This is a genomic window from Microbacterium sp. STF-2 (assembly GCF_034650155.1).
In the GTDB taxonomy this organism is placed as follows: Bacteria; Actinomycetota; Actinomycetes; order Actinomycetales; family Microbacteriaceae; genus Microbacterium; species Microbacterium maritypicum_A.
The window spans coordinates 1,013,326-1,035,404 of record NZ_JARKMW010000001.1; the positions used below are offsets into that span (position 1 = coordinate 1,013,326).

General features: G+C 69.1%; 20 protein-coding genes. 9 read left to right on the top strand and 11 right to left on the bottom strand.

Translation table 11 applies throughout. The annotated features are described in order from the left end of the window. Positions 1–49: 49 nt before the first annotated feature. On the bottom strand, positions 50–2,851 hold the full coding sequence (gene secA, locus MicroSTF_RS04880) for a preprotein translocase subunit SecA (RefSeq protein WP_322954002.1): 2,802 nt from the start codon (positions 2,849–2,851) through the stop codon (positions 50–52). Positions 2,852–3,041: 190 nt separating this feature from the next. Between secA and MicroSTF_RS04885 the strand changes: the two genes are divergently transcribed. After that, the gene (locus MicroSTF_RS04885; RefSeq protein ID WP_021199850.1) at positions 3,042–3,662 is read left to right on the top strand and encodes a PadR family transcriptional regulator; all 621 of its coding nucleotides are present in this window, start codon (positions 3,042–3,044) and stop codon (positions 3,660–3,662) included. 105 nt (positions 3,663–3,767) lie between these two features. Further along, a complete protein-coding gene (locus tag MicroSTF_RS04890; RefSeq protein ID WP_029266818.1) occupies positions 3,768–5,090 on the top strand; it encodes a hypothetical protein in 1,323 nt (440 codons plus the stop codon). A 76-nt stretch (positions 5,091–5,166) separates the two neighbouring features. Here MicroSTF_RS04890 and hpf read toward each other — a convergent pair whose 3' ends face one another. The 5 genes from hpf to mtrA form a co-directional block, all read right to left on the bottom strand. Further along, positions 5,167–5,823, bottom strand: coding sequence for a ribosome hibernation-promoting factor, HPF/YfiA family (gene hpf, locus MicroSTF_RS04895; protein ID WP_029258249.1), 657 nt, complete (start codon positions 5,821–5,823; stop codon positions 5,167–5,169). 135 nt (positions 5,824–5,958) lie between these two features. Continuing rightward, a complete protein-coding gene (locus MicroSTF_RS04900) occupies positions 5,959–6,603 on the bottom strand; it encodes a ComF family protein (protein WP_322954006.1) in 645 nt (214 codons plus the stop codon). A 93-nt stretch (positions 6,604–6,696) separates the two neighbouring features. After that, positions 6,697–8,415, bottom strand: coding sequence for an LpqB family beta-propeller domain-containing protein (locus MicroSTF_RS04905; protein WP_322954009.1), 1,719 nt, complete (start codon positions 8,413–8,415; stop codon positions 6,697–6,699). Then, positions 8,412–10,091 (bottom strand): MtrAB system histidine kinase MtrB, encoded by a 1,680-nt coding sequence (gene mtrB, locus MicroSTF_RS04910; RefSeq protein WP_322954011.1) that lies wholly within the window; start codon positions 10,089–10,091, stop codon positions 8,412–8,414. The genes MicroSTF_RS04905 and mtrB overlap by 4 nt, the downstream gene beginning before the upstream one ends. 7 nt (positions 10,092–10,098) lie before the next feature. Next, on the bottom strand, positions 10,099–10,779 hold the full coding sequence (gene mtrA / locus MicroSTF_RS04915; protein ID WP_021199844.1) for an MtrAB system response regulator MtrA: 681 nt from the start codon (positions 10,777–10,779) through the stop codon (positions 10,099–10,101). A gap of 119 nt (positions 10,780–10,898) precedes the next feature. Here mtrA and MicroSTF_RS04920 point away from each other — a divergent pair, with 119 nt between their 5' ends. Genes MicroSTF_RS04920 through MicroSTF_RS04940 form a run of 5 tightly spaced genes read left to right on the top strand, consistent with a single transcriptional unit; the run spans position 10,899 to position 16,460 of the window. Beyond that, the gene (locus MicroSTF_RS04920; RefSeq protein ID WP_322954013.1) at positions 10,899–12,314 is read left to right on the top strand and encodes a hypothetical protein; all 1,416 of its coding nucleotides are present in this window, start codon (positions 10,899–10,901) and stop codon (positions 12,312–12,314) included. Beyond that, positions 12,311–12,952 (top strand): DUF4129 domain-containing protein, encoded by a 642-nt coding sequence (locus tag MicroSTF_RS04925; protein ID WP_029258253.1) that lies wholly within the window; start codon positions 12,311–12,313, stop codon positions 12,950–12,952. The genes MicroSTF_RS04920 and MicroSTF_RS04925 overlap by 4 nt, the downstream gene beginning before the upstream one ends. Continuing rightward, positions 12,949–14,184 carry a DUF4350 domain-containing protein gene (locus tag MicroSTF_RS04930; protein WP_021199841.1) on the top strand — a complete coding sequence of 412 codons (1,236 nt, stop codon included), beginning with the start codon at positions 12,949–12,951 and terminating at the stop codon, positions 14,182–14,184. Before MicroSTF_RS04925 ends, MicroSTF_RS04930 begins: the two co-directional genes overlap by 4 nt. Positions 14,185–14,228: 44 nt before the next feature. Beyond that, the gene (locus MicroSTF_RS04935) at positions 14,229–15,152 is read left to right on the top strand and encodes an AAA family ATPase (RefSeq protein ID WP_208323723.1); all 924 of its coding nucleotides are present in this window, start codon (positions 14,229–14,231) and stop codon (positions 15,150–15,152) included. Continuing rightward, positions 15,153–16,460: a DUF58 domain-containing protein gene (locus MicroSTF_RS04940; RefSeq protein WP_029258256.1), complete on the top strand. Its 1,308-nt coding sequence runs from the start codon at positions 15,153–15,155 to the stop codon at positions 16,458–16,460. Between the two features lie 16 nt (positions 16,461–16,476). Here MicroSTF_RS04940 and MicroSTF_RS04945 read toward each other — a convergent pair whose 3' ends face one another. Next, positions 16,477–17,469: a stage II sporulation protein M gene (locus MicroSTF_RS04945; RefSeq protein ID WP_021199838.1), complete on the bottom strand. Its 993-nt coding sequence runs from the start codon at positions 17,467–17,469 to the stop codon at positions 16,477–16,479. A gap of 16 nt (positions 17,470–17,485) precedes the next feature. On the opposite strand from MicroSTF_RS04945, the gene MicroSTF_RS04950 reads away from it, so the two are divergent. Continuing rightward, entirely contained in the window at positions 17,486–18,295 is an 810-nt protein-coding gene (locus MicroSTF_RS04950; RefSeq protein ID WP_297554664.1) for an RDD family protein, read from the top strand. Positions 18,296–18,355: 60 nt separating this feature from the next. Here the strand turns inward: MicroSTF_RS04950 and MicroSTF_RS04955 are convergent, their stop codons facing one another. The 4 genes from MicroSTF_RS04955 to MicroSTF_RS04970 all read right to left on the bottom strand — a co-directional run bounded on the left by MicroSTF_RS04955 (position 18,356) and on the right by MicroSTF_RS04970 (position 21,549). Further along, a complete protein-coding gene (locus tag MicroSTF_RS04955; RefSeq protein ID WP_029258259.1) occupies positions 18,356–19,570 on the bottom strand; it encodes an ABC transporter permease in 1,215 nt (404 codons plus the stop codon). Next, positions 19,567–20,319 (bottom strand): ABC transporter ATP-binding protein, encoded by a 753-nt coding sequence (locus tag MicroSTF_RS04960; RefSeq protein ID WP_081859744.1) that lies wholly within the window; start codon positions 20,317–20,319, stop codon positions 19,567–19,569. Before MicroSTF_RS04960 ends, MicroSTF_RS04955 begins: the two co-directional genes overlap by 4 nt. Continuing rightward, complete coding sequence (locus MicroSTF_RS04965) at positions 20,316–21,242, bottom strand: hypothetical protein (protein ID WP_021199834.1); 927 nt, start codon at positions 21,240–21,242, stop codon at positions 20,316–20,318. Before MicroSTF_RS04965 ends, MicroSTF_RS04960 begins: the two co-directional genes overlap by 4 nt. Positions 21,243–21,342: 100 nt before the next feature. Then, positions 21,343–21,549 carry a DUF3499 family protein gene (locus MicroSTF_RS04970; RefSeq protein WP_021199833.1) on the bottom strand — a complete coding sequence of 69 codons (207 nt, stop codon included), beginning with the start codon at positions 21,547–21,549 and terminating at the stop codon, positions 21,343–21,345. Positions 21,550–21,627: 78 nt separating this feature from the next. Between MicroSTF_RS04970 and MicroSTF_RS04975 the strand changes: the two genes are divergently transcribed. Then, entirely contained in the window at positions 21,628–22,056 is a 429-nt protein-coding gene (locus MicroSTF_RS04975) for a hypothetical protein (protein ID WP_231479885.1), read from the top strand. The last annotated feature ends 23 nt before the right edge of the window (positions 22,057–22,079 follow it).

The window sequence follows — 22,079 nt, forward strand, 5'->3', positions numbered from 1 at the left end:
CGACGAAAGGAGGGCCAATCCACGCGGACTGGCCCTCCTTGCGCTGACGCTACTTCTTCTTCTTGCCCTGGGCGCGACGCTGCTCGCGGTTCCCGGCAGCGGGCGCCTCTGCATCGGTGCGCTGACCGAAAGCCCCGCGCGGCGCGTCCTCCGGCTCGGTCTGCGGTGCCTGCGCGCGAGCCGCCGCCTGGCGTACGCGATCGGTGGCCGCCTGCTGGACCTGACCGCGGTCGTTGCGCACCTCGACCTCTCCCGCATCGTTCGCGGCGGAGTACTCGAGTCGCTGCTCGCCGCCGTCCGTGGCGAGGCCCTTCGCCTCGACCTCTGCGGTCTGCGAGTCACCGGCACGGCGCACCTCGACCTCGAGGTTGTAGAGGTAGCCGACCGACTCCTCCTTGATCTGCCCCATCATCGACTGGAACATCGCGTAGCCCTCGCGCTGGTACTCGATGAGCGGGTCGCGCTGAGCCATCGCACGCAGGCCGATGCCGTCCTTGAGGTAGTCCATCTCGTAGAGGTGGTCGCGCCAGCGGCGGTCGAGCACCTGGAGCACGACACGACGCTCGAGTTCACGTGTGGCGGCTTCGCCGAGCGACTCCTCGCGCGCCTCATATGCGATCTTGGCGTCCGAGAGCAGCTCGCGGGTGAGTCCATCGGCATCGATTCCGCCCTTGCGGTCGGCGGCCTCGGCCACCACCTCATCGATCGTCACGCCGACGGGGTAAAGGGTCTTGAGCTCGGTCCAGAGAGCATCGAAGTCCCAGCTCTCGTTGTGACCTTCCCCGGTGTGATCCTTCACGACGCCACTGATGGCGTCTTCGATGAAGTGCTGCACCCGGTCGGCGATGTCATCGCCCTGGAGGATGTGTCGGCGGTCGGCGTAGATGGCCTCGCGCTGGCGGTTCAGGACGTCGTCGTACTTGAGGACGTTCTTGCGCATCTCCGCGTTGCGGGATTCGACTTGCGACTGCGCGCTGCGGATCGCACGGGACACGAGCCCCGACTCGATCGGCACGTCGTCCGGGAAGTTCGTGCGGGCGAGGATCGCCTCGGCCGCCCCCGACTGGAACAGACGCATCAGGTCGTCGGTGAGGCTCAGGTAGAAGCGGCTCTCACCGGGGTCGCCCTGACGTCCGGAACGGCCACGGAGCTGGTTGTCGATGCGGCGGGACTCGTGACGCTCGGTGCCGAGCACGTAGAGGCCGCCGGCCTCGATGACCTTCTCGGCCTCCTCCGCGACGACGGCCTTCATCGCCTCGTAGGTCTCATCCCACGCGACCTCGTACTCCTCGGGCGTCTCCACGGGGTCGAGGCCCTTGCCCTTGAGCTCCTGGACGGCGAGGAACTCGGCGTTACCACCGAGCATGATGTCGGTTCCTCGTCCGGCCATGTTCGTGGCGACGGTGACGGCTCCCAGGCGACCGGCCCGAGCGACGATCTCGGCCTCGCGTGCGTGGTTCTTCGCGTTGAGGACCTCGTGCTTGACGCCCTTCTTCGCGAGCAGGCGCGACAGGTATTCGCTCTTCTCGACGCTCACCGTTCCCACCAGCACCGGCTGACCGGATGCGTGACGCTCGGCGATGTCCTCGACGACCTGTGCGAACTTCGCCGTCTCGTTCTTGTAGACGAGGTCGGACTGGTCCTTGCGGATCATCGGACGGTTCGTCGGGATCGGGATGACACCGAGCTTGTACGTGGACATGAACTCGGCGGCCTCGGTCTCGGCCGTACCGGTCATGCCGGCGAGCTTGTCGTACAGGCGGAAGTAGTTCTGCAGGGTGACGGTGGCGAGGGTCTGGTTCTCGGCCTTGACCGGCACGCCCTCCTTGGCCTCGATGGCCTGGTGGATGCCCTCGTTGTAGCGACGACCGACCAGGATTCGGCCGGTGTGCTCGTCGACGATCATGACCTCGTCGTTCATGACGACGTAGTCGGTGTCCTTCTTGAACAGGGCCAGCGCCTTGATCGAGTTGTTGAGGAAGGAGATCAGCGGGGTGTTCGCGGACTCGTAGAGGTTGTCGATGCCGAGGTAGTCCTCGACCTTCTCGATACCGGGCTCGAGCACGCCGACGGTGCGCTTCTTCTCGTCGACCTCGTAGTCCTCGCCGACTTCGAGCGTGCGGGCGATCTTCGCGAACTCGGCGAACCAGCGGTTGGCCTCGCCCGACGACGGACCCGAGATGATGAGCGGCGTGCGCGCCTCGTCGATGAGGATCGAGTCGACCTCGTCGACGATGGCGAAGAAGTGCTCGCGCTGCACGAGGTCTTCCTTGCGCCACGCCATGTTGTCGCGCAGGTAGTCGAAGCCGAACTCGTTGTTCGTGCCGTAGGTGATGTCGGCAGCGTACTGCTCGCGGCGCACCGCGGGAGTCTGACCGGAGACGATGATGCCGGTGGTCATCCCGAGCGCGCGGAACACGCGTCCCATGAGCTCGGCCTGATAGCTGGCGAGGAAGTCGTTGACCGTGATGACGTGGACGCCCTTGCCGGCGATCGCGTTCAGGTAGGCCGGGAGCGTGGCGACCAGCGTCTTGCCCTCACCGGTCTTCATCTCGGCGATGTTGCCGAGATGGAGGGCGGCGCCGCCCATGATCTGCACGTCGTACGCGCGCATTCCGAGCGTGCGCTTGGCGGCCTCGCGCACCGCGGCGAACGCCTCGGGCATCAGCTGGTCGAGCGTCTCGCCCTTCTCGAAGCGAGCACGCAGCTCCGTGGTCTCGTTGCGCAGCTCGTCGTCGGTGAGCTTGGAGATGTCCTCTTCCAGCGCCCCCACTGCCTTGACGACCTGATTCAGGCGGCGGATGACCCGCCCTTCGCCCGCACGCAGCAGCTTCTCAAGAGGATTGGCCACGGATGTCATCTCCCTGTCAGTGGGTAAATCGCCGGTCATCGGTGAACCCGACGCCAGGCATACTTCGCCATGTTACCGGGCTGTGACCTGCACGTCGCCTGCATGGCGGTCCCGCGCGTCGGATCGTCGGGTTGCCCGGCAACCATATACTCGGTATCGCATTCCAAAGAACGGTCACGGGGGACGAACGATGTCAGTACGCCAGAGTCTGCTCGCCATCCTCGCGCAGGGGCCCTGCTACGGATACCAGCTCCGCCACGAATTCGATCGCCGCACCGGATCGGTCTGGCCGTTGAACGTCGGACAGATCTACAACACCCTCGAGCGCCTCGAACGTGACGGCCTGGTGTCGCGCGGCGAGGCCGACGATCGCGGACACGTGTACTGGCGGATCACGGATGCCGGGATCGCCGACGTCGACGAGTGGCTCTCCTCCCCCGTCGTGCGCCCCCAGGGCACCCGGGACGAACTCGCGATCAAGCTCGCGGTCGCGGCGACTCTTCCGGGCGTCGATGCGACCGCAGCGATCCTCGCTCAGCGATCGGCCTCCCTGCGACAGCTGGAAGCTCTTCGGCAGGAGCGCCGAGCGCGGGGCGACGCCGACGATCCCGAAGGACTCGCGTGGGCCCTCCTGACCGACTCCATGATCTTCGCCGCGGAGGCCGAGGTGCGCTGGCTCGATCACACCGCGCAGCGCCTCAGCGGGCATCCCCGCCATGCGATGGCGCTCGAGCTCACCGCCGATCGCCCCAAGCGCGGGCGACCCGCGAAGACCGTGTCGGCGATGTCCGACGCCCTCCCGGCACTCTGACCCACGTCACAGGCGCGCTCCGCACGCCGGGACCGATACGGGATCGCCGTTCGCCCCGAGCGGATGCTCAGCCATCCCTGTGCCCGGGGAAACTAGGATCGGGTCATGGCTGGATTTTGGGGCAGACGCAAACGCGAACAGGAAGAACTCGCCGCACAGGATGCCGATCTGGCTCGACGTGCTGAGCAGGCCCTGGTCAGCGCCGACGAGCGGATCCGCACGACCTCCGACGAGCTCTCCTTCGCGGAAGCCGAGCTCGGCGAGTCGCTCACCGCTGATCTGCGCACGGCACTCGCTGCGGTGCGCACCCACTTGCGCGAAGCGTTCCAGCTCCACCAGCTGAACCACGACGAGATCCCGGACACCGACGAGGAGCTGCGTACGCGCAACGCGCGCATCCTCCAGCTCTGCGACTGGGCGCAGGACCTGCTCGACGAGAAGACCTCCGTCCTCGCCGAGTCGGTCGCCAAGGTGCGACGCGCCCCGGAGATCATCGCGCAGGTGCGGGCCGAGGCAGCCGCGCTCAGCGCCCGCATCCCCCAGACCAACGAAGCCGTCTCCCGTCTCTCGGCCCGGTACGCCGATTCCGCCATGCACCAGATCACCGCCAGCGCGGCGGAGGCGGAGCAGCTCATCAGCTTCGCTACGCACAGCGCCGACGTGTCGGAACGCCGTCGCGCGGCGAAGCAGAACGAGGAGGCCAACGTCGCCCTCGAGACGGCGACGGAAGCCACCCGCCGTGCGTCTGCCCTGCTCGATGCGGTGGAGGACTTCGAGATCGAGGCCCTGCGCGCCGAATCCACCCTGGCCGAGGTGGTCGCCGACTCCCGCGGCGATCTCATCGCGGCGCGGACAGCCCCGAACGTGCCTGCCGTCGCCCAGGCGGTCGCCGCACTCCAGGCCGCGCTGGGCGCGCTGACGCCCTCCGGACAGCCCAACGATCCGTTTGCCGAGCTGTCCCAGCTGCGCGACGCGAACTCGGCCCTCGACCAGGCGATCGCTCAGGCCCGTCACCGCGCCGAGAACCCTCTCCCGAGCATCGCTCAGGTGCAGCACGCGATCGACGATGCCGACCGGCAGCTGGGGGTGGCGCGCGGCCTCATCTCCGGACACCGCGGCTGGATCGGTGCCGACGCCCGCACCCGCCTCGCCGAGGCGGAGCGCCTTCGCGTCGATCTGTCCGACCTCCTCCCCGCCGAGGACACTCGCGAAGCGGCGCTCGTCCAAGCGCGTCGCGTCGCGCACCTGGCCTCCGAAGCGCTGCAGCTCGCGCAGCGCGACATCGATTCCTCGCGTCCCCAGGATCAGAACTGGGGCGGCGGTGGCGGCTGGGGCGGCGGCGGACGGCGCGGCGGCGGCGGCGATCTCGCCTCGGGCATCCTCGGTGGCCTCGTGATCGGCAGTCTGCTGGACGGCATCTTCGACTGACATTCAGTCTCCGCCGCATCGCTCGACACAGAAACGGCCCGGTCCCTCACGGGATCGGGCCGTTCTGCGATTCAGATCAGGAGGCGAGCGCCTCGGACGGCGGAGCCTGAGTGCTCAACGCGATGACACCGTAGTCCCAGCCCTTGCGTCGATAGACGACGCTCGGGTGGTCGGTGCGGACGTCGACGAAGAGGAAGAAGTCGTGTCCGACCAGCTCCATCCTGTCGACCGCCTCTTCGACGGTCATCCATTCCGCATCGAAGCTCTTCGTGCGGATGACGACGGGCGAATAGTCGTCTTCTTCGGTCTGCTGCACCGGCACGCTGCCGGTCGCGACCGCGTGGAGGATGTCGGCCGATGCCGGCTGGACGTCGATGCCCTCGAGCGCTCCACTCTCCTTCTCGAAATGCGCGCCGCGCGGATGCTGTCGTCCGTCGACTCGCTTCTCCTTCGCGCGACGCAGCTGCTCGGACATCTTGTCGACCGCGAGGTCGAGGGCCACGAACTTGTCTCCATCCGTCGCCTCTGCGCGGACGACCGGACCCTTGCCGATCAAGGTCAGCTCGACGGTCTCATCCGGGACATGACCGTTGCGATATACGCGATGGGTGACTTTCACGTCCAGCCGTTGCGCGCGAGACGCGAGCATCTGGATCTTGGCGATCTTCTCTTCGACAACGGTTCGGAAGCGATCGGTGATACCCACTCCGACGCCAACGATGCTTGTTTCCATTGCTGCCTCCTTGTCCCGGTCCTCCCGGCCAAGGGCGGACCGTGGTCGCCTTGTGTCCCCCCACCGTAGTCCGCCCGCCGACGGATGTCACGGGATCATTCCGCTGTGTCGCCGGTGCATTCCCGATGAGCTTCATCAGAATCCGCCACGACGCGGCGTGGCGGCGAGCGCAACCGCCGCCACGACGCGGAAGCCGGTCGATTCCAGTGCTCGTGCCGCTTCGTCGAGGGTCGCCCCCGTCGTGACGACGTCGTCGACGACGACCGCCTCTGCGCCCCCACCTGACCGGCGTGCTTGCATGGCACCATGCACGTTGGACTCTCGTGCGCGTGCACCGAGGCCGCGCTGATCGGCGGTACGGTCCGCAAGCGAGAGCAATCGCTGAGGCTCTGCGTGCGCGCGACGGATCAAGAGCTCGGGCACGCGGTATCCGCGACGCCGAAACGCGCTTCTCCTGGTCGGGACCGGCACGATCCACGTGCTCGGCGTGACCACAGGCTCGAGCACCGCCGCCAGGGCGGCGCCGAGGGGGCGGGCGAGAAGCGTCTCCCCCTCTCCCTTCAGACGGCGGATACAGCACGCGGCCACCCCATCGAACACGAGGGCGGTTCGGACCGGAATGCCTCGAGGGGTCTGCCCGAGCTGCAGGGCGGGCCGGAGCGCCGCTTCACACCGCCCGCACAGGAGCGTGGCCGGCTCATCGCATCCGGCACACGTGGCAGCGAGGAGGAATGCGGCGATCTCGGCACCGACGCCGCGGGGACCCCTTGTCTTCCACATCCGAAGATTCTGCGCCCTCGACCTCCGCCGGAGTTGCCGATCATCCCCGTTGCGCGAATGAGCTGAAGGCAGGTCCCCTCCGTGCAGGGAAGGTCATTCACCCACGCGTGTCGCGAGCACGGAGACGTCGGAGGCGACCTCGCGCCAGGCCGACCCCGCGTGCGCGAACAGCTCGCCGTTGGAGCCGAGGATCCTCACCCCGGATGCGGTGCGTGCGCCGGCGATCGAGAGGGCGTTGCTCGGTGCGGCCTCCGCCGACCCCGGACCGCCGACCACCTGGGTGAGGAGACGCGGGCTGCTCTGGTCGGCGAGCACACCCACACGATCGGCCCCCAGCCACACCAAACCCATCGCCGGCTCGGAGAGCTGGGTCAGCTGCGTGAACTCGCCGAGCTCGATCGGGATGCCGGCGGCGTCACGGACGACCGCCGCGACGACCACCCACATCTGCTTGCCGACGGTCACCACGGCCGCCACCCTGGCGCCGTCTGCCGATACCCGCAGATGAGAGATCGTCGATGCGCTCGGCCATGCCTTCGCGATCTGATGCCCGACGGCATCGCTTCCCGCCGCCTGCACCGCCGCCGGTGCTCCCGCGGGGACCGACCAGGTGTAGCCGTACGGATCGAGTGAGGGCTTGATGAGACCAGGACGGGCGTCCAGCTCGTCGAGGCTGCCTTCGCCGATCAGATAGACGTGCTGATCGGCGAGCTGCACGGCGGCGCGGGAGTCATCGGCGGCGACGTCTATGGAGACGATCGGCTGCGTGACGGCGCTGATCTCCGAGCTGATACCGGGGATGGGCGAGATCTCATCGCCGACGATCCGCCCGAACGCGCCGTTCTGCAGCACGAGAGTGCCCGTCGTGGCCGACGGGGGGACGACATCCGCCACCCCGGCCTCGAGGTTGCGGCCGTCCACCGTGAACCGGACCTCGGTCACCGCGACGCCGGCAGCGCGGAGGGTCGCCTGGAGCTGGGTGCGCATCCGGGAGAGCGTGGCGGCGTCGAGGCCCGAGGCGGGCCGGGTGAGCGCGACATCCGCCACCTGGCCGACGATGGGAACCGCGTCCTGCGCCAACTGCACGTCGGCGGGGAAAGCGTTCTGCACTGCGGGGTCCAACCACTCGCTGGGCTCGCCGCCGATGAGCGCCCGTGTCACCGTCGTCGCGGGGCTCTGGCGCCGCGGGAACCAGCGCATGTCGGGCACCAGCCTCGACCAGCCGAGGTCGAAGTACTGCAACGGATACCCTTCGAACACCTTGGTAAATCGCGTCTCATCGATCACCACGCCGTCCGGCGCCTGCGTGATGCGCCATTCGCCGTTCTCCATCCGCTGCAGCGTGAATGCCACGTTGGACGATCCGAGGGCCTCGGAGTACTCTCCGGCGTCATCGACACTCGCGACCAGGTCGAGCGTGACCTGGACCTCTGCGGTGTCCGCACTCTCCACCTCATCGTCGGGGACCGAAGAGGCGACGGTCCTGGTGTCCGTGCCGATGTCGATCGACACCCCTGCCGACGGGCTCCAGCTGCGCTGCAACGAAGGCGCGAGGAAGTCGCGTGCGGTGTCCCAGTTGTCGGTCGTCGTGATACCGGCCTCGAGAAAGCCCTCGACGATCTCCTCGGGTCCCGCACCGGTGATCGGGCCGGAGGCCACGGGGAGGATGTCGACGTCCTGCGGTGACTCCCCCAGCTTGAGGCCGACCGCGACGTCACCACTCGTCGGCAACCCCGCGCATGCGGGAAGCAGCGCTGCGACGAGTATCAGCGCGAGGCCTCGCAGCCGCCGATTCGGTCTCCGCTCGGTCACGACCAGTCCTCCTCATCGAACATGCCGGCGGGCGCGTCCGTCAGCGAGATCGGCTGGGTCGCGTCGCCGAGCTCCGCGAAGGGCTCCTGGGGTTCGATCGGGATCGGGCTCGGACCGTCCAGGACTCCACCGTGTCGGGGAATCGTGAGCACGAAGTTCGTCCCGACGCCGAGTTCGGACCAGACGTCGAGGGTACCGCCGTGCAGGGTCGCATCTCCCAGGGCGATCGACAGCCCGAGTCCCGTCCCCCCGATCGTGCGCTGACGCGAAGGGTCGGCGCGCCAGAAGCGATCGAAGACACGCTCCGCATCGGCCGGCTCCATGCCCAGGCCGAAATCCCGCACCCCGGCGGCGACCGCGTGCTGGTTGCTGTCGACGGTGACGACCACCGGGCGTCCCTCGCCGTGCTCGATCGCGTTGCCGATCAGGTTGCGCAGCACCCGGCGCACCCGACGCGGATCCATGTCGACGGGCGAGTAGCCACCCGGTGCCACCAGCCGCAGCTCGGTGCCGTGCCCCTCGGCCAACGGACGCATCTGCTCGATGATGTCCTCGGCCAGGTGGGTGAGGCTCGTCGCCTCCAACTCGAGCTGCACCGATCCCGCGTCATAACGGCTGATCTCGAGCAGATCCGACAGCAAGGTCTCGAAGCGCTGCACCTGGGCGTGCAGCAACTCGGCCGTGCGGGCGGTGGTGGGTTCGAACTCCTCACGCTGGTCGTTGAGCATGTCCGCGGCGAGGCGGATGGTGGTCAGCGGAGTCCGCAGCTCGTGCGACACGTCCGACACGAACCGCTGCTGCACCATCGACAGTTCGCCGAGTTCCTTGATCTGCGACTCGATGCTGTCGGCCATCGCGTTGAACGACCGTCCGAGAGTGGCGAGTTCATCTTCTCCGTGTACTTCGAGGCGCACGCCGAGATCCCCCGCCGCCAGCCGCGCGCTGGTCTCCGCAGCCTGCACGATCGGGGTCGAGACGGCGCGGAGGACGATCCAGGAGATCGCGGCGACGATCGCCACGAGACCGATCCCCGCGATCCACAGCGTTCGCTGCACGAACACCAGGGTCTGGTCCGCGTCGCCGAGGTCGTAGGCGAAGTAGATCGCGAACGCCCCGGCTTCCGGCACCTGGAGCTGCTGCCCGACGATGATTCCGGGAACCTCTCCCCCGTCCGGGGAGGGCAGAGCCACCGACTGCCAGGCCTGGCGGTCGTCGAACTCCACGACGCGCGCCTGGAGTTCCGGGCTCAGCAGGCTCCTGCTCAGCCCGGCCTCGAAGCCGTTAAGTCGGACACCGTTCGCATTGTCGATCTTGAAGCCGGCGAGCTGATCGGTGCTCGACGTGCGGGTGAGATTCGACTGGACGCTGTTCCACAGTTCGGTGAGGGCCGCGGAGTCATCCCCCACCTCGGCCACGTCCAGGATCCCCTGCGCCTGATCGACCGCGCGGCGGGAGTCTTCGAGGGCGACGTCCTTGCGGGAGATGAAGAGATCGTTCTGGATGACGAGAGCCATCGTCACGCACGTGATGAAGATCGCCAGGGAGGTCGCGAGCAGGGTGATCGAGAGCGTGCGGAACCGCAAGGAGCGGCGCCACAGGATGCCGAGCATCGTCGGCCAACCTCGCCAGTCGCGCAGGACAGCGACCGTCGCGGTGGTCGCTGTCGTCGCGGCCATCGTGCTCCTAGCCGACGCTCCCGGCGCGGTAGCCCACGCCGCGCACCGTCATGACGATCTTCGGGTTGTCGGGGTCGAGCTCCACCTTCGCGCGCAGGCGCTGCACATGCACGTTCACCAGTCGGGTGTCGGCCTTGTAGTGGTAGCCCCACACCTGCTCCAGGAGCATCTCCCGGGAGAACACCTGCTGGGGCTTCGACGCGAGTGCGACGAGAAGCTGGAACTCCAACGGCGTGAGCGCGATCGGAGCCGTGCCCCGGCGGACCTCGTGCGCATCGACGTCGACGGTGAGGTCGCCGACGCGGAGCTGCTCGCTCGTGGCCTGCGGCGTGGGACGAAGCCGGGTGCGGATGCGGGCGACCAGTTCCTTCGGGTTGAAAGGCTTGACCATGTAGTCGTCGGCGCCCACCTCGAGCCCGCGGACGACGTCGGCGGTGTCGCTGCGCGCGGTGAGCATGATGATCGGCACGCCGGACTCGGCACGGATGCGGGTGCAGATCTCGATCCCGTCCATGCCGGGGAGCATGAGGTCGAGCAGCACGAGGTCGGGTCGCTGCGCTCGCCACTCGTCGACGGCGCGCGCACCGTCCGCGCAGAAGACCGGCTCGAAGCCTTCGGTCCGCAGCACGATCCCGATCATCTCGGCGAGCGCGGTGTCGTCGTCGACCACGAGAATACGTGAGGTCATAAGAGTTACCTTATGGCACCGAGTCCCAGCGATCCCAGGTCTGCGCACCGTGTGCGGGATATGACGCGCCGCGCGAGGGATATGACACGATGGGAGCGCACGATGGAGAGGGAGTGCCTGTGACCGGACAGACGTGGACGCCTGCCCCGAAGAAGGGCATCATCCCCCTTCATCCGCTCTCGTTCGGAATGCTGCTGGGAAAGGCCTTCGCCGCGCTTCGGCACAACCCGAAGGTGCTCTTCGGCTTCGCCGTGGTCATCCAGCTCGTCGTGGTGGTCGTCACGGCCGTGGTCATGGGCGTCGTCTTCTTCACGACGTTCAGCCGCCTGGAGACCGTCTCTCCCTCTTCTCCGGACTTCGAAGCGGTGATGGCGGGGACCATCGCGGTGAACCTGATCGCCGGGCTCGCCGTGGGTGTCGCCTCGATCGCCTTCACGGCGATGATGCAAGGCGTCGTCGCCGCGGAGATCGGCTATGCCGCGATCGGAGTGAAGGCGACGCTGCGGATGCTGTGGCGCCGGATGGCCCCGGCGTTCTGGCGACTCGCCGGCTTCGCCTCCCTCTCCGTCGCGGCCGTGTTCGGCATCTTCATCATCGCTGCCGTCATCATCGCGGCCTTCATCGCCGGCGGCATGGGCGGGAGCGCCGAGATGGTCGGCGTCGTCGTGCTCGTGGTGATCGTCATCGTCCTCGCCTGCATCCCGCTGGCGGTGTGGCTCACCACGAAGCTGCTGCTCGTACCGTCGATTCTAGTCCTCGAGCGTGCACGTTTCCGAGACGCTTTCGTCCGCTCCTGGAGGCTCACCCGCGGGCGCTTCTGGGTCGCGTTCGGTGTGACCTTACTCATCAGCGCGATCATGGGCATCGCGGCCCAGGTCGTCAGCGTCCCCGCCACGCTGCTCGGCTCTCTCCTCGGCTCGGTCGTCGCGCCCACAGGAGCAGAGGACCCGAGTGCGGTGGTCGCCTTCGTCGTGACCTTGATCGCCCCGCAGATCCTGCTCCTCGTCATCCAGGCGATCACCCTCGTGGTCCAGAGCACCGGATCGGCGCTCGTCTACCTCGACTGCCGGATGCGCTACGAGGGTCTGGACCAGACCTTGATCGCATACGTGGAGCGCCGTGACCTCGGCTGGACCGACGAGCAGCAGGACGATCCGTTCCGCGTCGATCCGTCACGGGCCGTCACCTCTGCACCGCCGCCCCGCCAGGTGCCGGAGCACGTCATGATGTCGCAGGGCTACGGGTATCCGCCCTACGGCGCACAGCCGACGTTCGGAGAGCCGGGAGCGCCTCAGGCATATCCCGCACAGCCGTACCCCGCACAGCCGTACCCCGCACAGCCGCACCCCGCACAGCCTTCGATGCCGTATCCGGCGGCGGCGCCCGTGACACCGCCTGCCGTCGCGTTCCCGCCACCGCCGCCTCCCGCGCCGACCGCCGCATCGGGAACATCCACCATGCCGAGCGTCCCCTCAGCGGAAGCAGCACCCGATGACGGCGGGTGGGCCGCGCCCGGCGCAGACGGCACCGCATGATCCGACCGTTCGACGACCTGTTCGTCCCCGACGGGGACGAAGCCCGACGCTGGGCGGAGGAAGAGCTCTCCAACCCTCGCTACGCCGACGCGAAGCCCACGTGGTTCGATCTCCTGGCGCGTGACATCGGCCGTTTCCTCGCCGACCTGTTCAGCTCCGGCAACGGGGCGGGCATCGGGCCGTCCGCCCTCATCATCGTCATCGTCATCATCGCGGCCGCGCTGGTCGCCGCGCTCATCATCTGGGGCAGACCGCGCAGCTCCCGCGCCGTCAGGCGGGCACAGGGAGACCTCCTCGGAGCGGCCGACGACCGCAGTGCGGCGCAGTTGAGATCGGACGCCGAGCGGGCCGCCCGCGAACGAGACTGGGACGCCGCGACGATCCTCCGGTACCGGGCGATCGCGCGCAGCCTGCGGGAGCGCGATCTGATCGATCCGGCGCCGGGCGCGACGGCGCAGTCGATCGCCCGCGAGGCGAGCACGGTGTTCGTCGACGAGGCAGCCGCCATGCGTCGAGCAGCCTCCTCCTTCGACGACGTCCGCTACCTGGGGCACACCGCGAGCGCCGAGACCTATCGGGATCTCGTCGACATCGATGATCGGATCCGCGCACGCCGCCCCGAGGCGGTGCCGGCATGACCGTGATCGAGCCTGACCACGCCGCCTCCTCCCCGGCTGCCCCTTCCACGGCGGAACACCGCCCGAGCCGGGCCAAGACGATCATCGGATGGACGATCGTCGCCGCCCTGGTCCTGATCGTCGCTGCGGTCGGACTGCGTGTCGCCGTGACCGCCCCCGGCGCGCGCGGTGCCCTCGACCCCGAAGCCCGAGACGACGGCGGCGCCCTCGCGCTCGCGGACATCCTGCGCGATCAGGGCGTCGAGGTCGACGTCCGCCGCTCGCGGGCCGAGGCGCTCACAGCGATCGACGAAGACACGACACTCGTGATGGCCAACCCGTACACCCTGACCGACGAAGCCCTGGAGACGCTCACCGCTCCGGCGGGGCGCGTCGTGTTCCTCTCGACCGGCACGCACCTGCTGAACGAGCTCGGCATCGGAGAGAACGCCACGGGAACACTGCCGGCGGCGGCCCCCGACTGCGACGTCGCCGAGTTCGCGAGGGTCGGGACCATCCGTGCCGACCGCCTGTTCACCCCGGCGGACGGCGTGCAGGCCTGCTTCGGCGATGCCGAGGGCGCCGCCGTCCTCGTGGACCGCCGTTCCACGCCCGAACGAGTGGTGGTGGAGGGCACCAGGCTCTTCGGCAACGCCTATCTCGCCGAGAACGGCAACGCCGCCCTCGGGTTGGCGCTGCTGGGTCAGACCGATCGCGTCGTCTGGTACGTCCCCAGCTTCGCGGACTCCGACATCGAGGCCGAGCCGGTCGACACCCTCGGCAGTCTCACGCCTCCCTGGGTCACACCTGCGATCCTGCTGCTGATCATCGCGGGGATCGCCACGGCGATCTGGCGTGGTCAGCGGTTCGGTCCCCTGGTCGCCGAGACGCTGCCGGTCACCGTGCGGGCGTCGGAGACGATGCACGGACGTGCGCGTCTCACGGCCAGAGCCGCAGATGCACCGCACGCCGGGCAGGCGCTCCGCGACGGAACCCAGCGACGACTGGCTCGACGGCTCGGACTCGCCGTCCACGCGGGCGCAGACGAGGTCGCGGATGCAGCCTCTGATCGTCTGCGGATTCCCCGGGGCACGCTCCAGGCGCTGCTCGCCGGGCCGCTCCCCGAGAACGACGCCGCTCTGGTCGACCTCGCCAGACGCCTGGACGAGCTCGAGACCGCTGTGGACGACAGCACGCACGTCGACCGATCAGAACCGACCACCCATCCCCGAGAAGCAGAGGGAAACACGTGACCGTTGAGAACCTTCCCACCGACGACGCCGCACTGCGCCAGGCCATGCACCGGGTGCGCACCGAGGTCGACAAGGCGGTGGTCGGCCAGGCCGGCACCGTCACCGGGCTGCTCGTGTCGCTGCTCGCCCGAGGCCATGTGCTCCTCGAGGGTGTGCCGGGCGTCGCGAAGACGCTGGTCGTCCGCTCCTTCGCACGAGCGCTCGGCCTCGACACCAAACGCGTCCAGTTCACTCCCGACCTGATGCCGGGCGATGTCACCGGCTCGCTCGTGTACGACGCGCGCACCGGCGAGTTCGACTTCCGCGCCGGCCCGGTGTTCACGAACATCCTGCTCGCGGACGAGATCAACCGCACGCCGCCGAAGACCCAGGCCGCGCTCCTGGAAGCCATGGAGGAGCGCCAGGTGTCGGCTGACGGCGTCAGTCGCCCCCTGCCCGACCCGTTCCTCGTCGCAGCGACGCAGAACCCGATCGAACACGAGGGCACCTACTCACTGCCCGAGGCGCAGCTGGACCGCTTCCTGATGAAGCTCGTCGTCGGCATGCCCGAACGCGACGCGGAGGTCTCGGTGCTGCGTCGACACGCGGAGGGCTTCTCGCCGCGCGAGCTGACCGGTGTGGAGGCGGTGGTCACCGCCGACGAGATCCGCGCAGCCCAGCAGGCGGCCGCCGCCGTCGAGGTCACGGACGACGTGCTCGGCTACGTCGTCGACCTCGCTCGGGCGACCCGCCAGTCTCCGTCGGTCGAACTCGGTGCCAGCCCGCGCGCATCGACCGGTCTGCTTGCGGCCGCGAAGGCGTGGGCGTGGCTCAACGCCTCCTCCGCGGTGACCCCCGACCACGTGCAGACGATGCTGGTGCCCGTATGGCGCCACCGCCTCCAGTTGCGACCCGACGCGCAGATGGAAGGCGTGTCCGCCGACGCGGTGCTCACCTCCGTGGTGCAGCAGACCCGGGTGCCGATCTAGGTGTTCGTCACCGGCCGCCTCGCCGTCGCCCTCGCCGTGGGCGTCATCCCGCTCGTCATCGCCGGACTCGCGGGCTATCCGGCGTACGCGGTCCTCGGCGCCTGGATCGGCCTGTGCGCGCTGCTCGTCGCCGTCGACGTCGCGCTCGCGGCGAGCCCCCGATCGGTGACGGTGAGTCGCAGAGTGCCCGCGCGTGTGCGCATCGGGGAGCCGGTCCCGGTGAGCGTGGCCGTGCACAACCACGGCACCAAGCCACTGCACGCCCTGCTTCGCGACGCATGGCAGCCGACGGCGGGGGCGCCGTCGGACCGGCACCACCTGGTCGTCCCGCCGGATGAGCGCGGCCGTGTCGCCATTCCGCTCCTCCCCCGCCGTCGCGGGGAACTGGCCAGCGAGTTCGTGATGATCCGCTCCCGCGGACCACTCGGCATCGCGGGCCGGCAGGCACGGCATTCCGTCCGCGGAGCGATCCGCGTGCTCCCTGCCTTCTCCTCGCGCAAGCACCTTCCGTCCCGCCTCGCTCGGCTGCGCGAGCTGGATGGCAACACGAGCATCCAGGTGCGCGGTCAGGGTACCGAGTTCGATTCATTGCGTGAGTACGTGCGCGGTGACGACGTGCGCTCGATCGACTGGCGGGCGACCGCCCGCGCAGGAACGACGATGCTGCGCACCTGGCGACCGGAACGGGACCGTCATGTGGTGATCATCATCGACACCGGACGTACAGCGGCAGCTCGTGTCGGCGACGGTACGCGCGTTGATGCCGCGCTCGAGGCGGCACTGCTGCTGGCGGCACTCGCCTCGCGTGCCGGTGATCACGTGCACCTGCTGATGTACGACAGGGTCGTCCGCGGTCGGGTCACCGGGGTCGACGGCGCCGCGTTGCTTCCGGCTCTGACCGACGCCATGGCTCCCGTGCACGCGCGGCTCGTCGACACGGACTGGCACGGCGCATTCGCCGCCGTGCGCTCGCTCACGACGCGGCCCTCGCTGATCGTGGCCCTGACGGCGCAGGACGCGGCCGAGTCGGCCCGTGGCTTCCTCGGCGCCTTCCCGAACGCCTCACGTGCGACCACGGTCCTCGTCGGATCCGTGACCGACGACGGCATCTCCGCTCTCGCGCGCCGTCGTGATTCCCGCGAGGACGTGTATCTCGCCGCGGCCGCCGAGCGGACTCTCCGCGACGCCGAGAACGTCGCCGACGCGATCCGCAGGGCCGGGGGCGAAGCGATCGCTGCCGATCCGGAAGACCTCCCACCGCGGATCGCCGACCGCTACCTCGAGCTGAAGGCCGCCGGTCGACTCTGACGCCGAACCGATCGCGTCAGCCGACGACCAGGCGCGGGGTGCCCGCTTCGTATTCGACGAGGTCGCCGGTCTCACCCGCGCGATGCGCCCTCCCGCCGATCACCAGCATGTAGATGAGGAACACGGCGAGCGCGGCCGCACCGATCCCGATCTTCACCGGCCAGGGCAGTGCCCAGCCCGTCACGAATCCCTCGACGAGCCCGGCGAGGAACAGCGCGAAGACCAGACCCATCGCGACGGTCGCCAGCGCCCTTCCCTGCTCGGCGAGCGCCTGCCCACGCGTACGGTGCCCCGGGGCGACCCAGGCCCAGAAGACGTGCAGCCCGGCGGCGGCCGCGACGAAGATGCAGGTCATCTCGAGCATCCCGTGCGGAAGGATGTACAGCACCATCAGGTCGGCTTTGTCGTGGACGGCCATGATCGCCCCGGTCGTGCCGAGACCCATCGCGTTCTGCACCAGCACGTACACCGGCCAGATCCCCGTGACGCCGAAGAGCACGCACTGCATGGCGATCCAGGCGTTGTTCGTCCAGACCATGCCCATGAACGCCGCTGCCGGGTTCTCCGTGTAGTAGCCCGTGAAACTCTCCTCCGCATACTGCGCGAGGGCCGCAGGCGGCCCCAGGGTGGCCACGATCGCCGGGTCGCTCGCGATCCATGCGGCGGTGCCGACGGCGACCGCGATGAACGAGATCGCGATGACCAGCGTCGTCCAACGCAAGCGGTACAGGGCCGCGGGCAGCTGCCACCGGAAGAAGCGGCTCGTCTGGGTGAGGATGCTGTCGGATGCGCCGGTGAGCCGCAGCCGGGCGCGGACCAGGATCGTCGACAGGTACGCGCCCTGCGGCGAGTCGCCGACGGACGTCTTCAGTTCGGCGAGATCGGCGGAGGCCGCCCGATACCGGACGATGAGCTCATCGACCCCGTCGCCGTCGAGACGGGCGCGACTGAGCTGGTCGAGCCGCTCCCATTCGGCGCGGCGTGCATCTGTCAGCGCATCGGCATCCACCTGATTTACTGTACTCATGTCCGTCCCGATCGACGTCTCCGACGAGGTCCTGTCCGGCGAGGCCGTCGCGCTCGACGTGCAGCCCGTCGGGTTCCTGCTGCGAGCGCTCGGCGCCGCGATCGACATGCTCCTCGGCTACGCCGTCTTCACCCTGTGGATCTTCCTGCGCATCTGGCTGCTGGACGCGGGCGTGCTCGATGAGACGACGGATCGCATCGCCGTGGTCTCGGCGTTCGTGGTGAGCTTCGTCGTGCTCCCGATCACGATGGAGGTCGCGTTGAAGGGACGCAGCCTCGGCAAGCTCGCGGTCGGTGGACGGATCGTGCGCATGGACGGCGGCGCCGCGGGTTTCCGTCACGCGTTCATCCGCGGGCTGCTCGGCGTCCTCGAGATCTACATGACCTTCGGCGGGATCGCCGTGCTCACGGGCGCGTTCACCGCGCGATCGCAGCGTCTGGGCGACCTCGTCGCCGGGACCTACAGCCAGCGCGTGCGCACACCCGCTCTGAGCTCGCACGTCCCCGTCCTTCCCTCACCGCTGGCCGGCTGGGCGCAGATCGCCGACGTCGCCCGGTTGCCCGACCGTCTCGCACGCCGGATCTCCCAGTTCCTGCAGAGTGCCCCGCGCATGATCCCGGCGGCGCGGGCACGCGTCGCCCAGGATCTGCTCACCGAGGCGAGCCCGTTCGTCTCACCGCTGCCCTCGGCGCCGCCCGAGCAGGTTCTGATCGGCATCACCGTTCTGCGTCGCGAGCGCGAGCGGCGCGCGCTGGAGAACTCCGATCGTCGTGCCGAACGGCTCACCGGCCGTCGGGTCGGCGTCTAGCGGACGTCCGCAGGAACCCTCCCACCACCACCGGGCGACCCGGTCGAGCCCGCCGGTGTGTCAGAAACGGATCGCGTCGATCACCTTCACCCGCAGGGCGACGAGGGCGGGGATGAAGCCCGACACCGCGCCGACGATGACGGAGGCGAGAAGCCCGATGAGCGCCGCCCGCATCGGGAACGGCGGGATGTCCTGGATGCCGTAGAACAGCGACGTGATGACCCATTCCGACCGCAGCACCGCGACGACGATCGCGATCCCGATCACGCCGGCCACCGTCGTCGCCACCAGACTCTCCAGGAACACCGCGAAGAAGACCCGCCCCGAGCTCGCCCCGAACGCGCGTCGCACACCGATCTCGCGCACGCGCTGGCGCATCGCCACGAGCTGGATGTTGATGAGGCTCAGCGCTCCGAGGGCGAGGATCAGCGCGGCGATTCCTCCGGTGATCATCTCGAAGGTCGCCTGGGCGTCCATCGCGCCGGGCTGCGCCGCCCAGTCCGATCTGTTCACCGTGACCGTCTGTCCCGCAGGCAGGCCCGCCCGGAGGTCCATCGCGAGCACCGGGGCGATCTGGTCGACCTGCCCCGTGCCCATCCAGATCTCGTACTGGGTCCACGCCTCCGTGGGCAACGCGTCCACGCGAGCCCGGTACGCGTCGTAGAGCAGATCGACGCGAAGCTCTTCGTCGCCGAAGCCCTGGCGAGGTGTGACTCCGATCACCTGGTACGTGCCACCGGCCGGACCGCTCAGGGCCACCGTCGGGTGCTGCGACAGCGGCACACGCCCCAGACGGTCCCAGAGGGGCTCGGTGATCACGACGGGGGGTGCCATCGCCTCGGTGTCCGAGTCGATGAACCAGCGCCCGTCCAGAAGCCGCTCGCGATGGATCTGCGAGAACGCAGGATCCATGATGCGCGCCGGAACCGGCGCTATGCCGTCGGGAAGCTGCAGGTCGACCGTCAGCCCCTGGGAGATGCGCGCGGTGTGGCTGAAGCCGAACCGCTCGGACACACGACTGAAGCGGGCATCGAAGCCGTCGGCGTCGACGGGAGAGCCGTCATCGCTGTTGACGGAGACGACGACGGTCGCGGCGCGCCCGCCCCACCGGTCGGACTGCTCGGCCTGGAACTGGCGCTGGTACTCGGAGAACGCGACGACCGCGGTCAGAGCGCCCACCGACACCGCGATGCCGATCAGGCTGAGCAGCACACGCAGCTTGTGCACCCGGATCTCGGCCCAGGCGTCGGAGAGAGCACCGAGGAAGCCGGTCATGCGATCACCTCCGGCGGCGCCGAAGGCACCGACGCCGCGAGGGTCGACGCTTCGAAGGCGCGGCTGAGGTCGGCGGCTTCCAGGCGGCCCGCATCGAGGCGGTAGTGCCGACGTGCCCGTGCCGCGACATGGAGGTCATGGGTGATCGTGACCAGTGCAGCGTCCGTCTCGGTGGCCACCTCGTCGAGGAGCGACATCACGGATGCGCCGGTGTCGATGTCGAGCGCGCCCGTCGGCTCGTCGGCGAGGATCAGGACGGGTCGGCGGACCAGCGCCCTGGCGATCGCGACGCGCTGCTGTTCGCCGCCGGAGAGCTTGTCCGCGATCTGCTCGACACGATGCCCGAGGCCGACCCGCTCCAGCATGTCGGCGGCGATCTGACGACGGTTCCAGAACATCTTCCCCTTGGCGTGGCCCAGCGGCATCATCACGTTGTCGATCGCCGTGCGCCCGGGAAGAAGATTGAACTGCTGGAAGACGAAGCCGACGTTGTCCCCGCGCAGGCGGTCGAGCCGACCGGAGCGCATCCTGCGCACCTCGCGTCCTTCGAATGCGACGGAGCCCGATGTCGGTGCGTCCAGCATGCCCAGGATGTTGAGCAGGGTGGATTTCCCGGATCCCGACCGACCCACGATCGAGACGTGGTCACCGGCTCCCACCTCGAGGGTGATCCCGCGGAGGATCTCCAGCCGGGAGTCATCCGCCAGGAGCACGCTCTTGGAGACGTCGTCGAGCGCGACGAGACTCACCAGTTCATCCCGCTGTCGCACTGCTCCACTCCCGGGGAGACCTCGTAGCAGAACTCCTCGACGGGAGCCACGAAGCCGGGGACGAACTGACGGATGCTGTCCCCCTCGGCCAGCCCCTCCGTCACCTCGACCGTGACGCCGTCGTTGACGCCGAGCGTCACGGCGCGCTCCTCGGGGTCGGATCCGTCGCCCGCGTCCACCCAGACCTTGCCGGATCCCGCGCCGCCCTGGACGGCGGTGACCGGGATCACCAGAGCATCGTCGACCTGGCCGAGGGCGAGGTCCATCTTCGCGGGGAGTCCGGCGAAGACGGTCTGATCGACGGGGATGGCGCAGCGCACACTCGCCGTGCCCTCCGCGGTGACCTGCACCCCGACTCCGGTGCACGCGAACGGCGCGGGACCGCCGGTGATGGTGACCGTCGCCTCCGTGGGCGCGTTGACGAGGCGGTACAGCTGCACAGGGTCGACCGTCGCGAGCAGGTGGTACTTGGCCGGGGTGAGCTTGTACGCCTCTGTCCCGACCGTGGTGGCCTGGCCTTTGACCATGGCGAACTCCGACACGTCGCCCGCTTCCGGCGCGACGACGTCGATGTCCTTGCGCGGCTCTTCCTGGCGCACGGTGTAGAGCTTCTGGCCGGCGGCCACCGCTGCTCCTTCACCCACGTGCACGGCGAGGACGGTGCCGTTGAGCTCGCCGCGGACGACGTAGGCGTCGTCGCGGGCCACGTTCCCACTCAGGCTCAGCGCGTTGACCACCGAACCGCGTTCCACCACCACCACCGGATCCGTGATCCCCGCCTCAGGGCTGACGACGCTCTCCGCGCGGTCGGGGAAGAACGCGATCTTGACGAGTGCCGCGGCACACGCTCCGAAGACCACCACGAGAAGCAGGGGGAAGATCCAGCGGCGCCAGACGATCACGAGTGCCTTTCCAGCCGTGCCGCCCTGGCACGCCTGCGGTCAGCGTATCCAGACTTCGGATCCTCGCCGACGGCTGCGTCCGCGTGTCGACGCAACGCCGTCAGGCGCGGAGGGCCTCGTGACGGACCACCAGCCAGCCCGCGGGAACCGAGAGCCGGTCCGCATGCGGTGAGCACAGATCATGTGCCTGCGGGTCGTTCGCGGCGCCGAGCGGGCCGAGCGCCGCCATCTGATCGCCGTAGTCGTAGGTGAGGGTGGCTACGGCTTCGCGCGCGCAGCCGACCTTCGAGCACAGTCGTCCGTCCATCTCCGCCAGCGTACGGCGCGCCCCGGGTGAGCGCCGGATGCCGCGCCGAGTGATCCTGGCACCGCCTAGACTTTCGTCATGCCCCGCCGCCGCACCGCTCATGCCTCCGCTGCCCCGCGGCGCGGTGCACGCCACGGACGACACGGGCGTCTCGGCCGCAGCGAGGTCGTGCGACCGCCGCTGGCTCCACTCGACGGCCGCCTCGACAGATTCGACCTCACCGTCGGAACGGCCGTGGAGTTCCTCCGCGGGACGTGGCCAGAGTTGCAGGACGTCCGGTTCGAGATCGGCGCGATCCCGGGTTTCGACGCCGGCGAAGAGGTGCCGCGCTGGTACCTCGATCGCGACAATCGACGTATCGTCCTGTTCCGACTTCCCATCGAGCGGCTCCTGCCTCCGGGGCACGACGATGCCGCCCACAGACGCATGGCCATCGAGAGCGCGGTGTTCCGGGCCGCCGCGGAGTACGTCGGCCGTGAACCGTGGGATCTCGGTCACGAGCACTGACACTCCGGCGGCCGGGGCACCCG

Excerpts from the sequence above, each read along its gene's own strand:
- MicroSTF_RS04970 (WP_021199833.1), bottom strand. The coding sequence starts at position 21,549 with ATGGACGGACGACTGTGCTCGAAGGTCGGCTGCGCGCGCGAAGCCGTA.
- MicroSTF_RS04935 (WP_208323723.1), top strand. The coding sequence starts at position 14,229 with ATGCACCGGGTGCGCACCGAGGTCGACAAGGCGGTGGTCGGCCAGGCC.
- MicroSTF_RS04975 (WP_231479885.1), top strand. The coding sequence starts at position 21,628 with ATGCCCCGCCGCCGCACCGCTCATGCCTCCGCTGCCCCGCGGCGCGGT.
- MicroSTF_RS04900 (WP_322954006.1), bottom strand. The coding sequence starts at position 6,603 with ATGTGGAAGACAAGGGGTCCCCGCGGCGTCGGTGCCGAGATCGCCGCA.
- MicroSTF_RS04925 (WP_029258253.1), top strand. The coding sequence starts at position 12,311 with ATGATCCGACCGTTCGACGACCTGTTCGTCCCCGACGGGGACGAAGCC.
- MicroSTF_RS04930 (WP_021199841.1), top strand. The coding sequence starts at position 12,949 with ATGACCGTGATCGAGCCTGACCACGCCGCCTCCTCCCCGGCTGCCCCT.
- hpf (WP_029258249.1), bottom strand. The coding sequence starts at position 5,823 with ATGGAAACAAGCATCGTTGGCGTCGGAGTGGGTATCACCGATCGCTTC.
- MicroSTF_RS04955 (WP_029258259.1), bottom strand. The coding sequence starts at position 19,570 with ATGACCGGCTTCCTCGGTGCTCTCTCCGACGCCTGGGCCGAGATCCGG.
- mtrB (WP_322954011.1), bottom strand. The coding sequence starts at position 10,091 with ATGGCCGCGACGACAGCGACCACCGCGACGGTCGCTGTCCTGCGCGAC.
- MicroSTF_RS04885 (WP_021199850.1), top strand. The coding sequence starts at position 3,042 with ATGTCAGTACGCCAGAGTCTGCTCGCCATCCTCGCGCAGGGGCCCTGC.
- mtrA (WP_021199844.1), bottom strand. The coding sequence starts at position 10,779 with ATGACCTCACGTATTCTCGTGGTCGACGACGACACCGCGCTCGCCGAG.
- MicroSTF_RS04950 (WP_297554664.1), top strand. The coding sequence starts at position 17,486 with ATGTCCGTCCCGATCGACGTCTCCGACGAGGTCCTGTCCGGCGAGGCC.
- MicroSTF_RS04890 (WP_029266818.1), top strand. The coding sequence starts at position 3,768 with ATGGCTGGATTTTGGGGCAGACGCAAACGCGAACAGGAAGAACTCGCC.